General features: G+C 74.1%; 15 protein-coding genes. 11 read left to right on the top strand and 4 right to left on the bottom strand.

Going from position 1 to position 19,829, the window contains the following annotated elements; translation table 11 throughout:
* The 3 genes from QK440_RS04315 to QK440_RS41340 form a co-directional block, all read right to left on the bottom strand.
* Positions 1-798: an ABC transporter ATP-binding protein gene (locus QK440_RS04315; protein ID WP_282791593.1), complete on the bottom strand. Its 798-nt coding sequence runs from the start codon at positions 796-798 to the stop codon at positions 1-3.
* Positions 771-1,670 (bottom strand): ABC transporter permease, encoded by a 900-nt coding sequence (locus tag QK440_RS04310; RefSeq protein WP_282791592.1) that lies wholly within the window; start codon positions 1,668-1,670, stop codon positions 771-773. Before QK440_RS04310 ends, QK440_RS04315 begins: the two co-directional genes overlap by 28 nt.
* 387 nt (positions 1,671-2,057) lie before the next feature.
* A complete protein-coding gene (locus QK440_RS41340) occupies positions 2,058-2,141 on the bottom strand; it encodes a putative leader peptide (RefSeq protein ID WP_319053403.1) in 84 nt (27 codons plus the stop codon).
* A 133-nt stretch (positions 2,142-2,274) separates the two neighbouring features.
* Here QK440_RS41340 and QK440_RS04305 point away from each other — a divergent pair, with 133 nt between their 5' ends.
* Positions 2,275-2,697: a secondary thiamine-phosphate synthase enzyme YjbQ gene (locus QK440_RS04305; protein ID WP_282791591.1), complete on the top strand. Its 423-nt coding sequence runs from the start codon at positions 2,275-2,277 to the stop codon at positions 2,695-2,697.
* Between the two features lie 57 nt (positions 2,698-2,754).
* Here the strand turns inward: QK440_RS04305 and QK440_RS04300 are convergent, their stop codons facing one another.
* The gene (locus QK440_RS04300) at positions 2,755-3,333 is read right to left on the bottom strand and encodes a TetR/AcrR family transcriptional regulator (RefSeq protein ID WP_282791590.1); all 579 of its coding nucleotides are present in this window, start codon (positions 3,331-3,333) and stop codon (positions 2,755-2,757) included.
* Positions 3,334-3,795: 462 nt separating this feature from the next.
* On the opposite strand from QK440_RS04300, the gene QK440_RS04295 reads away from it, so the two are divergent.
* The 10 genes from QK440_RS04295 (at position 3,796) to QK440_RS04250 (ending at position 19,809) form a co-directional block, all read left to right on the top strand.
* Positions 3,796-4,410: a 2Fe-2S iron-sulfur cluster-binding protein gene (locus QK440_RS04295; protein WP_282791589.1), complete on the top strand. Its 615-nt coding sequence runs from the start codon at positions 3,796-3,798 to the stop codon at positions 4,408-4,410.
* Positions 4,407-5,399 carry a xanthine dehydrogenase family protein subunit M gene (locus QK440_RS04290; protein ID WP_282791588.1) on the top strand — a complete coding sequence of 331 codons (993 nt, stop codon included), beginning with the start codon at positions 4,407-4,409 and terminating at the stop codon, positions 5,397-5,399. Before QK440_RS04295 ends, QK440_RS04290 begins: the two co-directional genes overlap by 4 nt.
* A complete protein-coding gene (locus tag QK440_RS04285; RefSeq protein WP_282791587.1) occupies positions 5,396-7,618 on the top strand; it encodes a xanthine dehydrogenase family protein molybdopterin-binding subunit in 2,223 nt (740 codons plus the stop codon). Before QK440_RS04290 ends, QK440_RS04285 begins: the two co-directional genes overlap by 4 nt.
* Positions 7,611-8,753 carry an XdhC/CoxI family protein gene (locus QK440_RS04280; protein ID WP_282791586.1) on the top strand — a complete coding sequence of 381 codons (1,143 nt, stop codon included), beginning with the start codon at positions 7,611-7,613 and terminating at the stop codon, positions 8,751-8,753. Before QK440_RS04285 ends, QK440_RS04280 begins: the two co-directional genes overlap by 8 nt.
* A 752-nt stretch (positions 8,754-9,505) precedes the next feature.
* Entirely contained in the window at positions 9,506-10,054 is a 549-nt protein-coding gene (locus QK440_RS04275; RefSeq protein ID WP_282791585.1) for an EF-hand domain-containing protein, read from the top strand.
* Positions 10,055-10,466: 412 nt separating this feature from the next.
* Positions 10,467-14,927, top strand: coding sequence for an amino acid adenylation domain-containing protein (locus QK440_RS04270; RefSeq protein ID WP_282791584.1), 4,461 nt, complete (start codon positions 10,467-10,469; stop codon positions 14,925-14,927).
* 108 nt (positions 14,928-15,035) lie between these two features.
* The gene (locus tag QK440_RS04265) at positions 15,036-15,785 is read left to right on the top strand and encodes a hypothetical protein (protein ID WP_282791583.1); all 750 of its coding nucleotides are present in this window, start codon (positions 15,036-15,038) and stop codon (positions 15,783-15,785) included.
* 65 nt (positions 15,786-15,850) lie between these two features.
* The gene (locus tag QK440_RS04260; RefSeq protein ID WP_282791582.1) at positions 15,851-16,948 is read left to right on the top strand and encodes a hypothetical protein; all 1,098 of its coding nucleotides are present in this window, start codon (positions 15,851-15,853) and stop codon (positions 16,946-16,948) included.
* A gap of 65 nt (positions 16,949-17,013) precedes the next feature.
* Positions 17,014-18,381 (top strand): cytochrome P450, encoded by a 1,368-nt coding sequence (locus QK440_RS04255; protein ID WP_282791581.1) that lies wholly within the window; start codon positions 17,014-17,016, stop codon positions 18,379-18,381.
* Between the two features lie 51 nt (positions 18,382-18,432).
* A complete protein-coding gene (locus QK440_RS04250) occupies positions 18,433-19,809 on the top strand; it encodes an FAD-dependent monooxygenase (RefSeq protein WP_282791580.1) in 1,377 nt (458 codons plus the stop codon).
* Positions 19,810-19,829 lie beyond the last annotated feature (20 nt).

Here is a 19,829-nt window from a genome sequence, read left to right as displayed (position 1 = left end):
TCAGGTGGCGGTGCGGGCGGGGGTGTGGGCCGGGGCGTGGACGGTGGCGGGAGCGGTGGCAGGGGCGGGCGCTTCGACGCCGAGGCGTTCCAGGAGCCCGGCGCGCAGGGCGGCGAAGCGGGGGTCGGTGATGTCCCGGGGCCGGTCGAGGTCGACGCGCTGCTCGTGCGCGATCACGCCCCGGTCCATGACGAGGACCCGGTCGGCGAGCAGCACCGCCTCCTCCACGTCGTGCGTGACGAGCAGGACGGCGCAGCCCCGCCGCTGCCACAGCTCGCCGACGAGCCGCTGCGCCCGCACCCGGGTCAGCGCGTCGAGGGCGCCGAACGGCTCGTCCAGGAGCAGCAGGTCGGGCTCGCGCACCAGCGCGCGGGCCAGGGAGGCGCGCTGGGCCTCGCCGCCGGACAGCGTCTTGGGCCAGGCGCGGGACCGGTGGCCGAGCCCGACCTCGTCCAAAGCCCGCTCGGCGACGGCCCGTTCGGGCTTGCCGGGCAGGCCGAGCACCACGTTGCGCCACACCCGCTTCCAGGGCATCAGGCGCGGCGCCTGGAACGCCACGGCCTTGCGGCGGGGCACGAGGACGGTGCCCTCGATCTCGCGGTCGAGCCCGGCGAGGACGCGCAGCAGCGTGGACTTGCCGCAGCCGCTGCGGCCGAGCAGCGCCACGAACTCGCCGGGCCGCACGTCCAGGCGCAGCCCGTCGATGACGGCCCGGCCGTCGAAGGCGCGGGTGAGCCCGTCGACGCGGACGGCGGCGGGCGCCGCGGTGGTCACCGGCCGGTGAACGTCGGTCGCCATTGCAGCAGCAGCCTTTCGAGAGTGCGGACGGCGAGATCGGCCAGGAGGCCGAGGAAGGCGTAGACGATCAGGCAGACGACGATGACGTCGGTCCGCAGGAAGTCCCGGGCCTGGACCATCAGGAAGCCGATGCCCGCGTCGGCGTTGATCTGCTCGGCGAAGACCAGGGCGAGCCAGGCGATGCCGAGGGAGTACCGCAGCCCGGTCAGCGCGCCGGGCAGCGCGCCCGGCAGGACCACGTGCCGTACGAGCCCCCAGCGGGAGAGCCCCAACGACTCGCCCGCCTCGATGAGTTGGGTGTCGACGCCCCGGATGCCCGCGTACACGTTGAGGTACAGCGGGAAGGAGACGCCGAGCGTGATGAGGGCGAGCTTGGGCGTCTCGCCGATCCCGAACCAGATGATGAACAGCGGGATGAGCCCGACGAACGGCACGGTCCGCAGCATCTGCACGCTCGCGTCGACAAGGTCCTCGCCGATCCGGAACAGGCCGGAGACGAGGGCGAGTCCGGTTCCGACGAGGGTCCCGAGCAGCAGGCCGACGGCGACACGCTGCAGGGAGACCCCCATGGCCGAGGGCAGCGACCCGTCCTCGACGAGGTTCCCCGCGACCCGCGCGATGGTGCCCGGGGAGGCCAGCACGTCGTCGCTCAGGACGCCGCCGACGCTGAGCAGATGCCACAGGACGAGCAGCAGCAGGGGGCCGGTGGTGCGGCGCAGCCAGCGGGGGACACGGGCGCGGCGGGCGGAGGCGGGCACGAGGGCGACGAGTTCGGGCGGCGGCGGGACGGCCCCGACGTCCGGGACCTCCTGGGTGCCTTGACCGGATATGTCGGGTGAAGGAGGCGACGGTGGGGCATGGCTGATGCTCATGGCACTCCAGGGCGGACGGCTCCCGGCGGCGGGAAGCGGGAAGGGGGAAGGCAGTAAGGCGGGGACACTGGGGCGGGGCTGCGGTGCGGCTCGGCCCGGCGGACGGCCCGGCCCGGCCGTGGACGGCGGCACCGCGCCGCGGCCGCCGCAGCGGAGTCACGGCGTACGAGCGGCGTGCGGACCGTGGGGCAGGCGCGGGGGACCGTACGGGCGGGCCGACGGGCCGACGGACCGAGGGCCGAGGACCGACGAGCTGACGTGCCGACGTGCTCGCGTGCCGCAGTGGTCTACGGACGCCCGCGGGGAGCGTCGGGACCGTGGGCGGACGCTACGGCGTATGTGCTGTACGTGCTGTACGCGCAGCCGTCCGGTTCGGGTGAGAGGGCGTCAGCAGCCGCGGCGACACGCGGCGGAGGCCACCCGCAGCAGGTCGATGTGACCGCGCGAAGTGAGCAGGGCTGAACGCGACATGCGGCAGAACGTAGCGATCTCGGCGACGCGCGGTCAATGGTGTCTCGCGGACCGGACGCGCCGTCCCGCCAGGTGGAAGGCGGGGTGGTGTCCGACGGGGTCGGAGGCCGCGCGGTGGTGCAGGATGGGACGTATGTCCGATGCCTTCACCACCCGCATCCTGAACATCACGACCGGCTCGCAGGAGACGGTCGTCGACCTCACCGACGAGTGCGCCACCTTCTTGGCCGAGGCGGCCCGCGGCGGCGACGGCCTCCTCAACGTCTTCGTGCCCCACGCGACTGCCGGCGTGGCCGTCCTTGAGACCGGCGCGGGCAGCGACCGCGACCTGCTCGCCGCCCTGCACACCCTGCTCCCGGCCGACGACCGCTGGCAGCACCGCCACGGCAGCCCCGGCCACGGCCGCGACCACGTGCTCCCCGCCCTGGTCGCCCCGCACGCCACGCTCCCCGTCGTCGGCGGCAGGCTGGAGCTGGGCACGTGGCAGTCGGTGTGCCTGGTCGACACGAACAAGGACAACCCGGACCGGCAGGTGCGGCTGAGCTTCCTGGGGTGAGCGGCCGTTGGCCGCGGTGGGCTCCCAGGCGGGCACCGGAGCGGCGGTCCGTCCCGCTCAGTGGCGCCCCGGCGCCCCCGCCCGCAGCCCGTCCATGACGATGTCCAGGAGCTGGTCCACGCGTGCCTGCCAGTCGCCGGACGGGTCGATGTGCCACAGGCCCGCGATGGCGAGCAGGAAGTCGTCGGAGGTCAGGCCCGGCCGGATGGTGCCCGCCTCGTCGTTGGCGCGCAGCAGGAGCGTGATGGCCGAAGTGAGCGGGCCGTGCCCGAGGGCGACGAAGCTGCCGTACGCGGTGGCCTTGCCCATGGCCTCGGCCAGGCCCGCCTTCGTCATGGAGTAGCGGGCGAGGCGGTCCATCCACTCCCGCAGGGCCTGGTCCGGGGCGCGGTCCGCCAGCAACTGGGCCGCGGTGGCGGCCACTTGCTCCACCTCGTAGCGGTAGACCTCAAGGATGAGCGCCTCGCGGTTCGGGAAGTTGCGGTAGAAGGTGCCCTGCCCCACGCCCGCCTTCTTCGCGATGGCGCTCAGGGGGGTGTCCGCCGCCCGGGTCAGCTCCACGAGGGCGACCTGCAGGATGCGTTCGCGGTTCCGCTGCGCGTCCGACCGCAGTGGCGCGTTCCTTTTCTCGTGCACCCCTCGTCCTTCCGGGCCCGGGCCGTCCGGCCTTGCTCAAGCGGACAGGTGTCCGTTAGGTTCGGAGTCATCGGACAGGTGTCCGCTTGGGATCACCATAGCGGGACACCGGCCGGCCGGACGCCCCCGCGGCGCCCGCCCGGCGTCCGCGCGCCCTGCTCGTACGCCCTGTTCGCACGACCTGTCCGACCGGGCCGGTGGCCGGCCCGGCGCCCGCGCGCCACCCTCGCCCGCGGGCCGCACCCGTGACCGCGCACCACCCCTGAGCACGTCCCGCCCGTTCGAACGCGCCCGACCAGCTCGTCCTCGCACCACGCCGAAGCACCACGCCGAAGCACCACCGGCCCGGGCACGCCCGGCCCGAGCACGTCCAAGCACGTCCCAGCACGCCGAGCGCCACCGGCTCCAGCGCGTCCCGCTGCGCCGCGCGCCACCTCCGCGTACGCGAAAGAAGGCTTGACCATGGCTCCAGCCCCCACGGCGACCCACAGCGTCGTCACCCTGACCGTCAACGGCGAGAAACACACCCTGCCCGTCGACCACCGCACCACCCTGCTCGACGCACTGCGCGAGCGCCTGGACCTGACCGGCACGAAGAAGGGCTGCGACCAGGGCCAGTGCGGCGCCTGCACGGTCCTCGTCGACGGGCGCCGCGCCGTCTCCTGCCTGCAGCTCGCGGTGGCCGCCGAGGGACGCGAGATCACCACCATCGAGGGCGTGGCCGACGGCGACCGGCTCCACCCGGTGCAGCAGGCCTTCCTCGACCTCGACGGCTTCCAGTGCGGGTACTGCACGCCCGGGCAGATCTGTTCGGCCCTCGCGGTGCTCGACGAGCACGCGGCGGGCTGGCCCAGCGCCGCGACCGACGACGTACGGCCCGAGGCGGGCGTGCCGCCGCTGACCCCCGAGGAGATCCGGGAGCGGATGAGCGGCAACCTCTGCCGGTGCGGCGCCTACGTGTCCATCGTGCGGGCGGTCGAGCGCGCCGCCGCGGCCGACCGGGACGCGACCGCCGCCGACGCCCCCGACACCGGGGACGACATACCCGCCGGCACCGCCAAGGAGGCCCTGGCGTGAGGGAGTTCGGCTATCTGCGCGCGCCCGACGTCTCCGGCGCCCTCGCCCTGCACGGCGCCGATGACGGCACCCGCTTCCTCGCGGGCGGCACCAACCTCGTCGACCTGATGAAGGCGGGCGTGGAGCGTCCCGAGCGCCTCGTCGACCTCGCCGGGCTGCCGCTGGACCGGATCGAGCCGACCGCCGACGGCGGCCTGCGGATCGGCGCCACCGTCAGCAACAGCGACCTGGCCGCCCACCCCGAAGTCCGCCGCCGCTACCCCGCGTTGACGCAGGCCGTACTCGCCGGCGCCTCCGGCCAGTTGCGGAACATGGCCACGGTCGGCGGCAACCTCCTGCAGCGCACCCGCTGCGCCTACTTCACCGACCTGGCGCGGCCCTGCAACAAGCGGACGCCCGGCAGCGGATGCGCCGCCCTGCGCGGCGAGCACCGCAATCACGCCATCCTCGGCGCCAGCGAGCACTGCGTGGCCGTCCACCCCTCGGACATGGGCGTGGCCCTCGCCGCCTTCGACGCGGTCGTCGCCTACGAGACCCTCGACGGCCCCCGCGAGGTGCCGCTCGCGGACTTCTACCTGCCGGTGGGGGACACCCCGCACGCGGAGACCGCGCTGCCCACCGGGGCGCTGATCACCGCCGTCACGCTGCCGCCCGCGCCGGTCGCCGCCCGCTCCCGCTACCGCAAGGTGCGCGAACGCGCCTCGTACGCCTTCGCGATCGGTTCGCTCGCCGCCGCGCTCGACGTGCGCGACGGCCGCGTGCACGACGTCCGGCTCGCCTTCGGCGCGGTGGCGTCCCGGCCCTGGCGGGCGCGTGCCGCCGAGCGGGCGCTGACCGGCGGCCCGGCGACCGCCGAGGCGTACGCCGCCGCCGCGGACGCCGAACTCGCGGCCGCCGAGCCGCTGCCCGACAACGGATACAAGGTGACCCTGATGCGCAACCTCGTCGTCGCCGTCCTGACCGAACTCGCCGAGGAGGCCGGCCGATGACCACCGCCACCCGCGGCACGGCGGCGCCCGGAGCCGTCGGCACCGGGCACACCCGGATCGAGGGCCGGGACAAGGTCACCGGCGCCGCCCGCTACGCGAGCGAGATCCCCTTCGGTGAACTCGCCCACGGCTGGCTCGTCCTCTCCACGGTCGCCCGCGGCCGCGTCGTCGCCGTCGAGACCGGACCGGTGCTGCGCATGCCGGGCGTGCTCGCCGTCCTCCACCACGGCAACGCGCCCCGCGTCGAGACGGAGTACGTGGGCACCCTCGGGCCGCCCGACCCCGTCGTCGGCCTCTTCCAGCACGACCGCGTGCCCTACGCGGGCTGGCCCGTCGCCCTCGTGGTCGCCGAGACGTCCGAGCAGGCCAGGGAGGCCGCCGAGGCGCTCCAGGTGCGGTACGAGACCCAGCCGCACGACATCGGCTTCCACCCCGGGCACGCGGCGGCGTACACGCCCGAGAACGTGATGGGCCGGCCCAACGAGGCCGTCAAGGGCGACCTGGAGGCCGAACTCGCGGCGTCGGCCGTCGTGGTGGACGAGCGGTACACCACGCCCGAGGAGCACCACAACGCGATGGAGCCGCACGCGGCCACCGCCCGCTGGGACGGCGGCAGGCTCGAAGTCGTCGACTCCAACCAGGGCAGCCGGTGGGTCGCCGAGGAGCTGGCCCACCTGTTCTCGCTGGACGTGGCCTCGGTGCGGGTGCGGTCCGAGCACGTCGGCGGCGCCTTCGGCTGCAAGGGCGTACGGCCGCACCAGGTGGGCGCCGCGATGGCGGCGACGGTCCTCGACCGGCCCGTGCGCGTGGCCCTGACGCGGCGGCAGATGTTCTCGGTGGTCGGCTACCGCAGCCCCACGACCCAGCGCGTGCGGCTCGGCGCCGACCCCGACGGACGGCTGCGCGCCCTCGGCCACGAGGCCCACGGCGTCACGTCGAAGCTGTTCGAGTTCGTCGAGGCGAGCGCCGGGTTCGGGCGGTCGATGTACGCCGCCGACGCCCACCACTCCGTCACCCGGCTGGTGCCCCTCGACGTGCCGACGCCCACCTGGATGCGGGCGCCCGGCGAGGCACCGGGCTCCTTCGCCCTGGAGTGCGCCCTCGACGAGCTCGCCGAGAAGTGCGGCGTCGACCCGATCGCGCTGCGCGAGCGCAACGAACCCGCCGTCGGGCCCGTCTCCGGCCTGCCGTTCGGCAGCCGCAACCTCCTCGCCTGCTACCGCGAGGGCGCCCGCCGCTTCGGCTGGGACGGTCGCGACCCGCGCCCCGGCACGCGCCGCGACGGGCGCTGGCTCGTCGGCACCGGCATGGCGGCGTCCACGTTCTTCGTCGGCGCGGCCCCGACCACGGCGGCCGTGACGGCGGAGCCCGACGGCACCTTCACCGTACGGATCACCGCGGCGGACGTCGGCACCGGCGCCCGCACCGCGCTCACCCAGATCGCCGCGGACGCGCTGGAGGTCACGCCGGACCGGGTACGCGTACGCATCGCGGACAGCGACTTCGGCCAGGCCTGGCTCGCCGGCGGCTCCATGGGCACCCGCTCCTGGGGCTGGGCGGTGCTCCTGGCGGCGCGCGAGCTGCGCGAACGCCTGGCCCTCGGCGGCGCCGTACCGGAGGAGGGCCTCACGGCGCGCTCGGACACCAGCGACGTGCTCGCCGCGCTCGCGCAGAAGGAGCGCCACTCCTACGGCGCGCAGTTCGCCGAGGTCGCCGTGGACGTCGCCACCGGCGAGGTACGGGTCCGCCGGATGCTCGGCATCTTCGCCGCCGGCCGGATCATCAACCCGCTGACCGCCCGCAGCCAGCTGGTCGGCGGCATGACGTGGGGCCTGTCGATGGCGCTGCACGAGGAGGCGGTCCGGGACGCGGCGTCGGGTACGCACGTCGGCCCCGACCTGGCGGGCTACCACTTCGCCGCGCACGCCGACGTACCGCGCATCGAGGCGGACTGGGTCGAGGACGCGGACGACGAGGACCCCGTCGGCATCAAGGGCATCGGCGAGATCGGCATCGTCGGCGCGGCCGCGGCGATCGCCAACGCCGTGTGGCACGCCACCGGCGTCCGCCACCGGAACCTGCCGATCCGGCCGGACCGGGTCCTCGGCGCGGCGGGAGCGGCGGGGGCCCCGGACACCGCGGGCCCGACGGGCGCGGCAGGGGCCCCGGACACCGCGGGCCCGACGGGCACGGCCGACGGCGGGCCGGACCGTGCTTGACATCGCCGGCACGCTGCGGCGCTGGGCCGACGAGGGGCGCTCGTTCGCCGTGGCCACCGTGGTGGCCGTCGGCGGCAGCGCCCCGCGCGGCCCCGGCGCCGCGCTCGCCGTCGACAGCGACGGCACCGCCGTCGGCTCGGTCTCCGGCGGCTGCGTGGAAGGCGCGGTGTACGACCTGTGCCTGCGGGCGCTGGCGGACGGCGAGGCGGTGGTGGAGGAGTTCGGCTACAGCGACGAGGACGCCTTCGCCGTCGGCCTCACCTGCGGCGGCACCCTCCAGGTCCTGGTCGTGCCCGTCCCCGCCGACGCCCCGGACCGGGCGCCGGTCACCGAGGCCCTGGCCCGGGCCGCCCGCGACGAGCCGGCCGCGCTCGTCGGGGGGCCCCGCGGCCCCGCCGGACTCCTCGGCCGGGCCCTGCTCGTCCGCGGCGACGGCTCGGCGGCGGGCGGCCTCGGCGGTGGCGCGGCCCTGGACCGCACGGCGGTGGCCGAGGCCCGCGCGCTGCTCGACGCGGGCCGCACCGGCACCGTCGAGGTGTCCGAGGACGGCTCGCGCTGCCCGGGCGGGGTGACCCTGCTCGTCGAGTCGAGCACCCCGCCCCCGCGCATGATCGTGTTCGGTGCCGTGGACTTCGCGGCGGCGCTGGTCCGCACGGGCAAGCTGCTCGGCTACCACGTGACGGTGTGCGACGCCCGGGCCGTCTTCGCCACCCGGGCCCGCTTCCCCGAGGCCGACGAGGTCGTCGTGGACTGGCCGCATCGGTATCTGCGCGGCACCGCGACGGACGCCCGCACGGTGCTGTGTGTGCTCACGCACGACGCCAAGTTCGACGTGCCCGTCCTGGAGGTGGCGCTGCGGCTGCCGGTCGCGTTCGTCGGCGCGATGGGCTCGCGGCGGACCCACGAGGACCGCGCCCGCCGCCTGCGCGCGGCGGGCGTCACGGAGGCCGAACTGGCCCGGCTGCGCTCGCCGATCGGCCTGGACCTCGGGGCCCGCACGCCGGAGGAGACCGCCCTGTCCATCGCCGCCGAGATCGTGGCGGCACGGCACGGCGGCACGGGCGCGCCACTCACCGGCACCCGCGTCCCGATCCACCGGGACGGCCGGGACCAGCCGGTGGCGGCGGGCGCCTGACGGCGACGGGGGCGCGGACCCCGGCGCGTCGGATCGCCGCTCCGTGCGCGCGGCGACAGGGCCATGCGGCTTCAACAGGACGGTCCCGCGCCGGTAGGGCCACCGGTTGGCGCGTGGTGCGGTGTGCCTGCTGACGGCTCTCCTCCTTCGAGCGAGCCCCCACGGAAGGAGGAGAGCCTGTCAGGTGGCTCGGGTCAGAGCCTGCGCAGGTTCACGGTCTTGCCGTAGGGCTGCCCGAGCCGGATCAGTCGATGCTGAACTCCCGTCCGGCGACGCCGGTGTCACCGGCCGGCCGGTCGATCGCCGCACGGGACATCAACTACCCTGCCCGGTCAGGCGGATGCGCCAAGTTTCTGACGCGAAGACGGCGCGAGGAAGCACTCAACAGCGCGGCGCCAACGGCTACTTGACCGCGTGAGAGGCGTCCGCGCCGCCCACGCCCCGCAGTCCTGAACGGGGCTGGGGGCTCCGCCTCGCGCCAGGTCGTTTCCGCCCGAAGTCCTCGTCAGGCACGGGCCGTTGGGGTACGTCCCTCGACGCTCCCAGGCAGAGGCATGAACGTCGGGCGCCTCATGTGTCTCGGCAGTCGAAGCAGGCTCCAAGCGCCACCCGAGCCACGTCACCCTTCGGCAGGTCACTCACATGGCGCATACCGCACCACCCTTTCGGGCTAAAGGCGCTGGCGTCATCACTACATCCGCTTTCGGTGGCGCAAGCACTTACTGTCCGACAACGCGTGAGGGAGTGCCGCCATGACCGCAGCCTCGATACAGCGTAAGTACGACCTGATCTTCGACCGTCTCGACATCGACGGAAACGGTGTTCTGGAATTCGCCGACTGCCTGCGCATGGGGCAAGCCGTGATCCGCGCGGGACACGTGCGAGAGGACTCCAGCGAGGCCGACGCCTTGTTCACCGCCTATCGCGAGGCGTGGCAGCGACTCGTGGAAGCGGCGGACGCCGACGGGGACGGCGTCATCACGCGCGAGGAGTTCAAGGCCGCCATGTCCGAGACCCTGGGCCGGCGCGAGCAAGTCGTCGCGGGCTGCCGGGCCGTGCTGGACGCCGAGTTCCGTGCGATCGACGCGGACGACGACGGCCTCGTGCCGTCGGCCGACTTCCAGCGCTACCTCGAGGCCCTGGGGTCCACGCCCGCGGAGGCCAGGGCGACCTGCGAGAGCCTGGACGCCAACGGCGACGGACGGGTCTCCCGGGAGGAATTCCACGACGGGTGGACCCAGTACCTGCTCAGTGACGACCTCACCGCGGTGGGAAGCCAGTTCCTCGGCCACCTGACCTGAACCGACCTGAACCGACCTGAAGCGATCTGAATCGACCTGATCCGAAGCGGCCGGGGGGCGTTCGCGCGAAGCCAGCAAGAACGCCCACCGGCGCTGTCGCGCGCCGCCCCTGAAGCACCGCACCGCGGAATGTCTCCCCAACGTCCCGGCATCCTAGGGAACCACAGCGTCCGGGAATCCCCGCGGAGATGTCATCTGCGACAGCCGGTGAACGCGATCGGGTGCCAGGCGTGATGCACCGGTGCCGGGCACACTCAAGAATCGCCGGGCACACCCAAGAATCGCCAAGAAGCTACCCTTTTTCGCCCCGCCCTTTCACTGCCTTTTTCGTTACCCCTTTTCAACGCGCCACAGCACCCCCCTGACGCCTGCCGCGACACCGGCGGCACGACCGGCTTTTCCATGCCCGCATATGGCGTCCCCATTCTTCAATTCCCCGCGCGCGGTACGTGAACTCCTCTTCTCGGGAGAGAAACAAGTGACGGACATCTTCAGCGCACGCCAGGACAGCACGGCCACTTCGGCCGGTGCGGCCGACACCACCTTGTGGGACCTTCTGCGTGCCCGCGCGGCACGCCGGCCGCACGCGACAGCGGTGTCCGACCCGACAGCGCGGCTGGACTACGGGCAGCTCGTCGGCGAGGCCGGCAGGTGGGCCCGTCACCTGCGCGAGCGCGGCATCGGCCAAGGCGATCCGGTGGCGTGCGCGGCGCCCCGCGGGACGTGGGCGCTGGTGGCCCAACTGGCGGTGTTCGCGGCGGGAGCGGTGTACGTGCCGGTGGACGCCGACGATCCACCGGACCGGCTCACCGACCTCATCGGCGGGGTGGGCGCGCGCTGGCTGCTGGGCCTGTCCGGCCAGCGCCTGCCCCGGGGCGTCGGCAGGATCGACCTGGACGATCCGGCCGTACGGAAAGCCGTCGCCGCGTGCCCGCACGACCCGGCGGCGCCCGGCCCCCCGCCGGAAGCGGTGGCCTACATCATCCACACCTCCGGAACCTCAGGACGACCGAAGCCCGTGGCGGTCGGACACCGCGCGATCGCACACACCATGCGGGCGTACGCGCGGGTGTTCCCCGACCCCGTCCGGTGCATGGCGGCTGTCTCACCGGTGACGACGGACGCGTTCCTGCCGGGCGTGTGGTGGACGCTGCTGTCGGGCGGGCACGTCCTGCTGACCTCTCCCGACCCGCAGCGCGCCCTGCGGGAACTCGCCGCGCACCTGTCCCGGGGGCCGGCGAGCCACACCGTGCTCACCCCCTCGCTGTACAGCGCGCTGCTGCCACGGCTGGACCAGGCCTCACCACGTCTGCGGCAGGTCGTGGTCGCGGGAGAACCCTGCCCCAGCACCCTGGTCACCGAGCACCACCACAAGATGCCGGGCGTCCAGTTCGTCAACGCCTACGGCCCCACCGAAGCGGCCGTGTGGTGCACCGCGGCCGTACTGCGCCCCGGCGACCCCGTCACGGTCGGCACGGCCCTGCCGGGCACACCCGTCCTCGTGGTGGACGCGGACGGGCGACCGGTCCCCGACGGCGAGACGGGTGAGGTCTGCGTGACGGGCGTGGGCCTGGCGAACGGCTACCACGGGGACGCCGAACTGACCGCGGCACGCTTCGTCCCCGACCCGCAGCGGCCCCACCAGCGCATGTACCGCACCGGTGACCTCGGCCGCCTCGACGAGCACGGCAGGCTGGAACTGCTCGGCCGCCGCGATGCCCAGGTGAAGGTGCGCGGCTTCCGGGTGGAACCGGACGGCGTCGCCCGCGTGCTACGACAGGTCCAGGGCGTGAGGGACGTGGCGGTGAGCGCCCACCAGGGCCGCCTGGTGGCCCACGTGGTCCCGCACTGGGACGAGCGCGGCGCCGCCGAGGAAGCCGACGAGAACTGGCGCCGGGTGTTCGGCGCCCTGGACTTCAGCGACGAACGTACCGGCTGGACCAGCAGCTATACCGGTGAACCACTGCCCGCGCCGGAGATGGACGAGTGGATCGCGGCCACGGTACGCCTCGCCACCGAGCAAGGCCCTCCCGACACCGTGCTGGACCTGGGATGCGGTACGGGCATGATCCTCACGCGGCTCGCCAGGACCGCCTCGCGTGCCGTGGGCGTGGACACCAGTGCCGAGTCCCTGACCGCGCTGCGCGAGCGGCTGGAGGAAAGGGGCCTGTCCCACGTCGAACTCAGGCGGGCAGACGTGGCCGACACCGGCGACTGCACCGGCATGGACCTCGTGCTGTGCAACTCCGTCACGCCCTATCTGCACGGCCCCGACCACCTGGCCCGGACCGTGCGCGCGGCGCTGGCCGCGACCGCACCCGCCGGACGGGCCGTCTTCGGTGACGTGAAGGACCGCACCCTGCAGGACGCCTTCCACGCCTCCGTGGTCCTGCGGGCCGCCGCCGACGACACCCGGCTCGCAGACTTGCGCGCGCAGTGGCGTCGCCGCGTCGCCCTCGACCCCAGCCTCCTGGTCGACCCCCGCTGGTTCACCCGCTGCGGAGCAGCACACGCCGACGTCCGGCCGCGCACGGGCCGTGCCCGCAACGAGATGAACGACTTCCGCTACGACGCCGTCCTCTTTCCCCGCCGGCCCGGGACCGCCGTCGAAGTGGACCGGTGGCGGCCCTGGCCCGGCAGCATGGACGCACTGCACGATCTGCTGGCGGCCGAAGCGGGCCCGATCGGCCTGGTGCACGTGCCCAACCGCCGGACCGCGGGCGCCTGCGCCGTACGCGCCGCCCTCGCCGCCGACGGCCCCGCCCCGGCCACGGCCCGCGACCTGCGCCACCTGGCCGCCCGCGCGGAAGCCGACGCCGTCCACCCCGGCGAACTGCAGGAAGCGGCATCCCGGTGGGGGCGTCCCCTACGCCTGTCGCGCGCGGCCGGATACCGCGACGGCGCCTTCGACGCGGTGTTCCTGCCCGCCCGCTCCCCGGACACGCACACCGATGACACCACCGGTACCGGCGCGCACGCACCCGTCGCCATCCGCTGGCCCCGTCCGCCCCATCCCGGCGAACCGCCTCATTCCCCCGTGCACCGGCACGTCCTCGCCCGGGCCGCCGACGAGCTCCTGCCGGCCCTGCGCCAACAGGCGGACGCGCGCCTGCCCGAGCCCGAACGGCCCAGCCACTACACGTTCCTGACCGCGCTGCCCACGAAGAGCAACGGCAAGCTCGACCGGTCGGCCCTGCCCGCCCCCTCCCCGGAGCGCCCCCACCTGACCACCCCTTACCGGGCACCGCACCTGCCCACGGAGCAGACGATCGCCACGATCCTGGCCACGGTCCTGCAACTCGACCGGGTGGGCCTCGACGACGACTTCATGGAACTGGGCGGAGACTCCCTGACGGCGGTACGAGCCGCCACCCAGATCGGCGACGCCCTCGGACTGCGCCTGCCGTTCCACAGCATCCTCCACCACCCCACCCCCGCCCGCCTGGCCGCCCACCTCACCTCCGCGACCGCCACCGTGCCCGCCCCGCGAGCCGCACAGGAGGACCTGATCGACCCCGGTCCGACCGGGACGCGGCTGGCCGCGAGCCCCACCCACCAGTTCCTGCGCGTCAACGACGACCGGGCCGGCGGCCTCCTGCCGAGCCACGCCCCGCGCTTCGCCCTCGCATGCCACTACCGCATCCGCGGCCCCCTCGACACCCGCGCCCTGGCACGAGCCGTCGACCATCTCGTACGGCACCAGCCCGCGCTGCGCACCGCCGTGCACCTCACCGGCGACCCCGGCCACCTGCACCAGACCGTAGGGCCCGCCCGCCCCGGCGTCCTGCACCAGCACCGCGTCGACCCGGCCGCGCCCGGCAGCCTCGAGGAGCGCCTGGCGGCACTGGACGCCACCACGCCCCTCGACCCGGCCGGCGGGCGCGTGTTCGCCGCCACCCTCCTCAGCGCCGGACCGCAGGACCACCTCCTGGGCCTGCGCCTGCACCACCTCACCTCCGACGGCTGCTCCCTCAACCTCGTCGAACGACAGCTCTCCACCCTCTACGACGACGCCTTGGCGGGGCGTGCGCCCGCGCTGCCCGCCACCGACTACCGCGCGCTCAACGCACCCGAACGGCCCCGCCCCGAAGACGTCGCCTTCTGGGCGGACCGCCTCACCGGCGCCCGCCCCACCCACCTCGTCCCACCCGCCGTACGGGACGCGGAGACCGCGCACGACACGCTGCTGCGCACCCGCCGCGTCCCGGCGACGACCGCCACGGCCTTCCGCGCGCTGGCCCGCGCCGAACGCCTCACCCTGGCCGGCGCCCTGTACGCGCTCTTCGCCGCCACCGTGGCCGCCGACACCGGACAGGACGAAACACTGCTGCTCGCCATCAGCGCGCCCCGCCCCGAAGGCACCGCCCACACCGCCGGCCTGCACGCCCAGGCCCTGCCCGTGCGCCACCGCTTCTCCCCGTCCCCGGGCCTCACGGCACGCCAGGCCCTGCGTGCCGCCGGTCACGACCTGCACGAGGCCCTGCGCCACGACAGCGCCTCCCTGCTCACCCTGGCGCAAGCCCACCCGCACATCGCGGACCTCTTCGCCGCCTCCCAGTTCGTCTTCTACGACTTCCTGCCCGCCGTCCAGGGACTGCGCCTGAGCGGCTGCGTCGTCGAGCGCACCGACCAGCTCGACCCCGGCTTCACCGGCCAGCTCTTCCAACTCCCCGTCGACCTGGGCCTGCTGGCCCGGGAGAACGGCGACGCCCTGGACCTGGCCGTCCTCTTCGACCCGGCCTACGCCCCGGCGGCCTACGCCGAGAGCCTGCTGCGGCGCATGGACGACGCCCTCACCGCCGTGGCCGCCTCGGCCGACCGCCCCTGGCGGGGACTGGTGCCCGCCGACCCCTGCGCGGCGCTCACCGGCTGACCCCGGACCGGGCCCCCACCGCACCCCGGGCGCCCGACCCGTACCGCCCGCCCGAAGCACACGGCCGGGCCGCGCGCGACCTCGTACCCTCGAACGAAAGGCACAGCCATGTCCACTCTCCACGACGACCGGAACGAGGCACGGACAGCCGGCTGGATCGGCATCGCCATGGTGGCGCTCTTCCTCGTCCCGCTGCCCTTCGTCCGCAACCCGCTGAGCCGCCCCTTCCCCTACTGGAGCGACTCCTCCGACAGGATCGGCACCTGGTTCGCCGAGAACCCCTCCATCTCCGGCTACACCATCGACATCGCCTTCGGGCTGCTGTTCATCTGGTTCGCCGCCGGGCTCAAGCGCTGGCTGACCGGCTCCGGAGCCGCACCGCTGCACGCCGAACTCCTCGTCCCCGCCGCCCTGTCCGTCGGCATCTGCTGGATGCTGTCCAACGCCGCGTTCCTCTGCGGCCCCGTCGCCGCGGAGCGCCCGGAGGCCGTCCGCGACGCGTACCTGCACCTCAGTTACGACCTGTGCGTCACCTTCGGCTACGCCGGGTCCCTGCCCCTGGCCCTGTTCTCCTTCGCCGCGGGCAGCCTGATCCTCAAGAACACCACCCTGCCCCGCTGGACCGGATGGACCTCCCACATCCTGGCCGTGGCCCACTTCGCGTACTTCTTCAACGTCCTGACCACCGACGACACCCCCTTCACCCCCTGGGGCTGGGGCAGCTTCGGGTCCTACGTCGGCTTCGCCCTGTGGGCGCTGGTCCTGTGCGTGCTGATGATCCGCCTCCCGCGGCGCCCGCTGACCAGCGGTGCCCGCGTCCCCGCACCCACCACCGAACAGACCCTCACCACGCGCTGAACGAACCCGGCGGCGGGCCAGGACGTCCCGGCCCGCCCGCACCCGGCCGACGCCGAGGAGTACCGATGGCCACCGCCACCTACACGCCGCTGCCCGTCCCCCCGCTGTACTGCCCCTTCACCCCCCGGCGCTCCCCCCACGCCGAGACCGTCGGGGCCCGGAGCATCACCTGGATGGAGCGCTTCGACCTCTTCAAGGACGCATCCCACCGGGAGTACACCCGCCGGGCCCGCGTCGGCGACTTCGTCGGCCTGGGCATCCCCGACGGGCGGGCCGAGACCCTCCAGGCCGGCACCAACTACTGCAACTGGCTCTTCGCCTTCGACGACGCCCTGTGCGACGAAACCCTCGGCGGCACCACGCCCGCCACCCTCGCCCCTTACCTCAACCGCCTCAGCCGCGCGCTCCACACCCCCCGGGCCCCGCTGCTGCGCGAGGACAAGTGGGCCGCCTCGCTCCTCGACATCCGCGACGACCTCGCCCGCCAGGGCACCCCCGCCCAGGTCTACCGGTGGACCGACCAGGTCGACGCCTACTTCTCCGGCCTGGTCTGGGAAGCCGCCATCCGGCAGGTGCCCCGCTCCGCCGGCCTGGACGACTACCTCATGATGTGGCAGAGCAGCAGCGCCGCCCTGTCCGCCCTGGCCTTCATCGAGATCGCCCAGTCCTACGTCCTGACGGCCGAGGAGTACCACGATCCGCGCGTCCACGCCCTGCACGACGTGAGCGTCGCACTCATCGCCTGGCACAACGACATCACCTCCTACAACAAGGAGGCCTTCCGCGAGCAGCACTTCGGGTACCCCGAGGCGATGAACCTCGTTCCCGTCCTCGCCCGGCACCACGACTGCTCCCCGCGCCAAGCACTGGACATCGCCGCCGCGATGCACGACCGGGCCATGCGCCGCCTCCAGGTCCTGGCCGAGCACACCGCCGCCGACAGCAGCCCCCGCCTCACCCGGTACGTGGCCGCGCTGACGGACTGGGTCGCGGGAAGCCTGCACTGGCACCTCACCAGTGGCCGGTACAACAACCCCAACAACCCGGGGCAGGACCTCGCCCCGCACGTCGACATGCCCGCCGCCGTCACCCGGCCCGCCGACGCGGACCGCCTCGACGAGCCTCTCACCACACCGGTGGCCGCCTGGTGGTGGAAGACCTGAGGCGCCCGCGTGCCGCCCGCCCCCTCCCCGCCACTCCCGTCCCCTCGTACGCACCCAGGAGAGCCGTGTCACACACCCGCACCTCCGCCGCGGCCCAGCCCCGCAGCACCCGTCCGGCACCACCCCTGCTGCCCGGCGCACTGCCCCTGGTGGGACACGGGCTGCGCCTCCTGAACGACCCGGCCGGGTTCCTCACCCGCGCACCCGCGCACGGCCCGCTCGCCCGCATCCGCCTCGGCCCCCTCACCGCCACCCTCGTCAGCGACCCCGGCCTCACCCGGCACGTCCTCCTGGACGACGCCCTCTTCGACAAGGGGGGCCCGCTCTACGACCGCATCCGCGACGTCATGGGCAACGGCCTGCTCAGTTGCCCCCACGCCGACCACCGCAAGCAGCGCCGTCTCCTGCAGCCCGTGTTCCAGAAGGACAGCCTCCCGGCCCACCTCGACCTGATGGCCCGCGAGATCACCGACGGCGTCGCACGCTGGCAGGACCACCAGATCGTCGACATGGCGACCGAGGCCCAGGCCCTGACCGCCCGTGCCGTCGTCGCCACCCTCTTCGACGGCACCCTCGCCCCCGCCACCGTCGCCACCATGGTGGAGGACATGGCCGCCATCACCGCCGGCATCTACACCCACGCGCTCCTGCCCGCCGTGTACACCCGGCTGCCTCTGCCCGCCCACCGCCGGTACACCCACGCCCAGCGACGCCTGCGCGCCACCCTGGGCCGCATCATCACCGAACACCGCTCGCACGCCACCGACCACGGCGGCTTCCTGACCCTCCTGACCGAGGCCGGGGAAGGCCCCGCCCTGTCCGACAGGGACATCAGCGACCAGGTCATCACCTTCTTCATCGCCGGCATGGAGACCACCGGCAACGCCCTCGCCTGGGCCGCGCACCACCTCGCTCAGGACCCCGCACTGCAGCACCGCGTCCGCGCCGAGGCAGCCGCCCTGCCCGCCGGCCCCCCGACGCACACCGCGCTGCCCTCCCTGCGGCTCACCGGCCACGTCGTCACCGAGGCCCTGCGCCACTACCCGCCCGTGTGGCTGCTGACCCGCGCCGTCACCCGCGACACCGAGCTGGGCGGACACCCCCTGCGAGCCGGTGACACAGTCGTGATCAGCGCCTATCTCGTCCAGCACCTCGCCTCCGCCCACCCCCGCCCCCACGCGTTCGACCCCCGCCGCTGGTGTTCGTCGGACACCGGCCAACCCCCCTCGGGCTCCTTCATCCCCTTCGGCATGGGCGCCCGCAAATGCATCGGCGACACACTCGGCGTGGGAGAACTCACCCTGGCCCTCGCCGCCCTCACGCGCCGCTGGCACCTGGAACCCGCCTCCACCGCGCGGGTCCGCTACGAGAAGGACATCGTCATCCGCCCCCGCGGGCTCCACCTGCGCGTCCGCTCCGCCCGAGGCGTCTGAACGAGCCACCCCGCCCCGTCCCGACGTACGAGAACAGGACCGACAGCGCGCATGTCCGAACGCCCCCACACGCCCGGCACGACAGCGGTAGTCATCGGCGCGGGTATCGCGGGACTCGTCGCCGCCCGGGTCCTCGCCGACCACTTCACGAGCGTGGTCGTCCTGGAGGCCGACGCCCTGCCCCCGGCGGCCCGGCCGCGCCGCGGCACGCCCCAGGCGCGGCACCAGCACGGCCTGCTGGCCGGCGCGGCCGCGGAGCTGCAACGGCTCTTCCCCGGCCTCCAGCGGGAACTCGCCGCTGCCGGGGCACCCCTGTTCGACTTCGGACGGGGGACCTCGGTGACACTGGCCGGCCGCCGCCTCCCGCGTACACCGATGGACTTGTCCGTCCAGGCCTTCTCCCGGGACCTGCTCGAATGGACACTGCGCCGCCGCCTCCTGACGGACACACCGGTCGACGTACGCGACCGGTGCCGGGTCGAAGGGCTGTCCTGGAACCACGACGCGTCGCAGGTCACCGGAGTCCGTCTGGAGGGCGCACGCACGATCGGAGCAGCGTGGGTCGTGGACGCCTCGGGCCGCTTCTCCGCGCTCCCCGACTGGCTGGAACACGCGGGCCACCCGCGCCCGGTGCGGAAGGTCACCGACGCGGACCTCGTCTACGCCACCACCGTCCTGCGAGCACCCGCGCAGGACTTCGACGCGCTGTTCCAGCCCTACCGCACCCCGGGACAGCCGCGTGGCGGCTTCGCCGCGCGGCTCGAACACGGGAACTGGCTGGTCACCTTGTTCGGCGCGGGCGGAGACCACCCTCCCCACGACGCCGTGGGCTGGCGGAAGTTCGCCGCCAGCCTGCGGAACCCCGACCTCGACCACCTGCTCGCCTCCGCGGCAGCCGCGTCCGACAGCACCATCCACACCTTCCGGCGCACCGAGAACCGCCTCACCCAGTACCCCCGCTCACGCCGGTGGCCCGCAGGGCTCGTCGCCGTCGGAGACTCCGTCGCCGCCCACAACCCGGCCTTCGGACAGGGCATGTCCGCCGCCGTCCTCCAAGCCCGGATCATGGCGGAGCACCTGACCCGGGCGGCCGAGCTCGGACGCGCGCCGTCCGCGGCCGCACGCCCGCTCCAGCGCCACATCACACGCCTCGCGCGGAAACAGTGGATCATGACCGCCGCCGACGACCTCGTCTGGCAGTACCACGGCAGGCACAGGCCACCGCCGCTCTGGCTGCGGCCACTCCACTGGTACAAGGAGCGCCTCCTGAGGCTCGCGGCGACCGACCAGAGGCTCTACGCCCTGTTCATCGGCGTCTTCCACGAACTGCTGCCACCCAGGGCACTGACCAGCCCCCACGTCGTCGCTCGCGTCCTCCTCGCCCCGGGCGGGCGCACGTCCCGTACCGGCGGTACTCGCGCACCGTGACGCGTGCCGGGGCAGCGCAC

It is taken from the genome of Streptomyces sp. CC224B (assembly GCF_030010595.1).
Classification (GTDB): domain Bacteria; phylum Actinomycetota; class Actinomycetes; order Streptomycetales; family Streptomycetaceae; genus Streptomyces; species Streptomyces longispororuber.
This window is presented reverse-complemented; position numbering and strand designations above follow the sequence as displayed.

Bases quoted from the DNA above. Each gene is read 5' to 3' on its own strand.
- QK440_RS04315 (WP_282791593.1), bottom strand. From the start codon at position 798: ATGGCGACCGACGTTCACCGGCCGGTGACCACCGCGGCGCCCGCCGCC.
- QK440_RS04310 (WP_282791592.1), bottom strand. From the start codon at position 1,670: ATGAGCATCAGCCATGCCCCACCGTCGCCTCCTTCACCCGACATATCC.
- QK440_RS41340 (WP_319053403.1), bottom strand. From the start codon at position 2,141: ATGTCGCGTTCAGCCCTGCTCACTTCGCGCGGTCACATCGACCTGCTG.
- QK440_RS04305 (WP_282791591.1), top strand. From the start codon at position 2,275: ATGTCCGATGCCTTCACCACCCGCATCCTGAACATCACGACCGGCTCG.
- QK440_RS04295 (WP_282791589.1), top strand. From the start codon at position 3,796: ATGGCTCCAGCCCCCACGGCGACCCACAGCGTCGTCACCCTGACCGTC.
- QK440_RS04285 (WP_282791587.1), top strand. From the start codon at position 5,396: ATGACCACCGCCACCCGCGGCACGGCGGCGCCCGGAGCCGTCGGCACC.
- QK440_RS04275 (WP_282791585.1), top strand. From the start codon at position 9,506: ATGACCGCAGCCTCGATACAGCGTAAGTACGACCTGATCTTCGACCGT.
- QK440_RS04270 (WP_282791584.1), top strand. From the start codon at position 10,467: ATGGCGTCCCCATTCTTCAATTCCCCGCGCGCGGTACGTGAACTCCTC.
- QK440_RS04265 (WP_282791583.1), top strand. From the start codon at position 15,036: ATGTCCACTCTCCACGACGACCGGAACGAGGCACGGACAGCCGGCTGG.
- QK440_RS04260 (WP_282791582.1), top strand. From the start codon at position 15,851: ATGGCCACCGCCACCTACACGCCGCTGCCCGTCCCCCCGCTGTACTGC.
- QK440_RS04250 (WP_282791580.1), top strand. From the start codon at position 18,433: ATGTCCGAACGCCCCCACACGCCCGGCACGACAGCGGTAGTCATCGGC.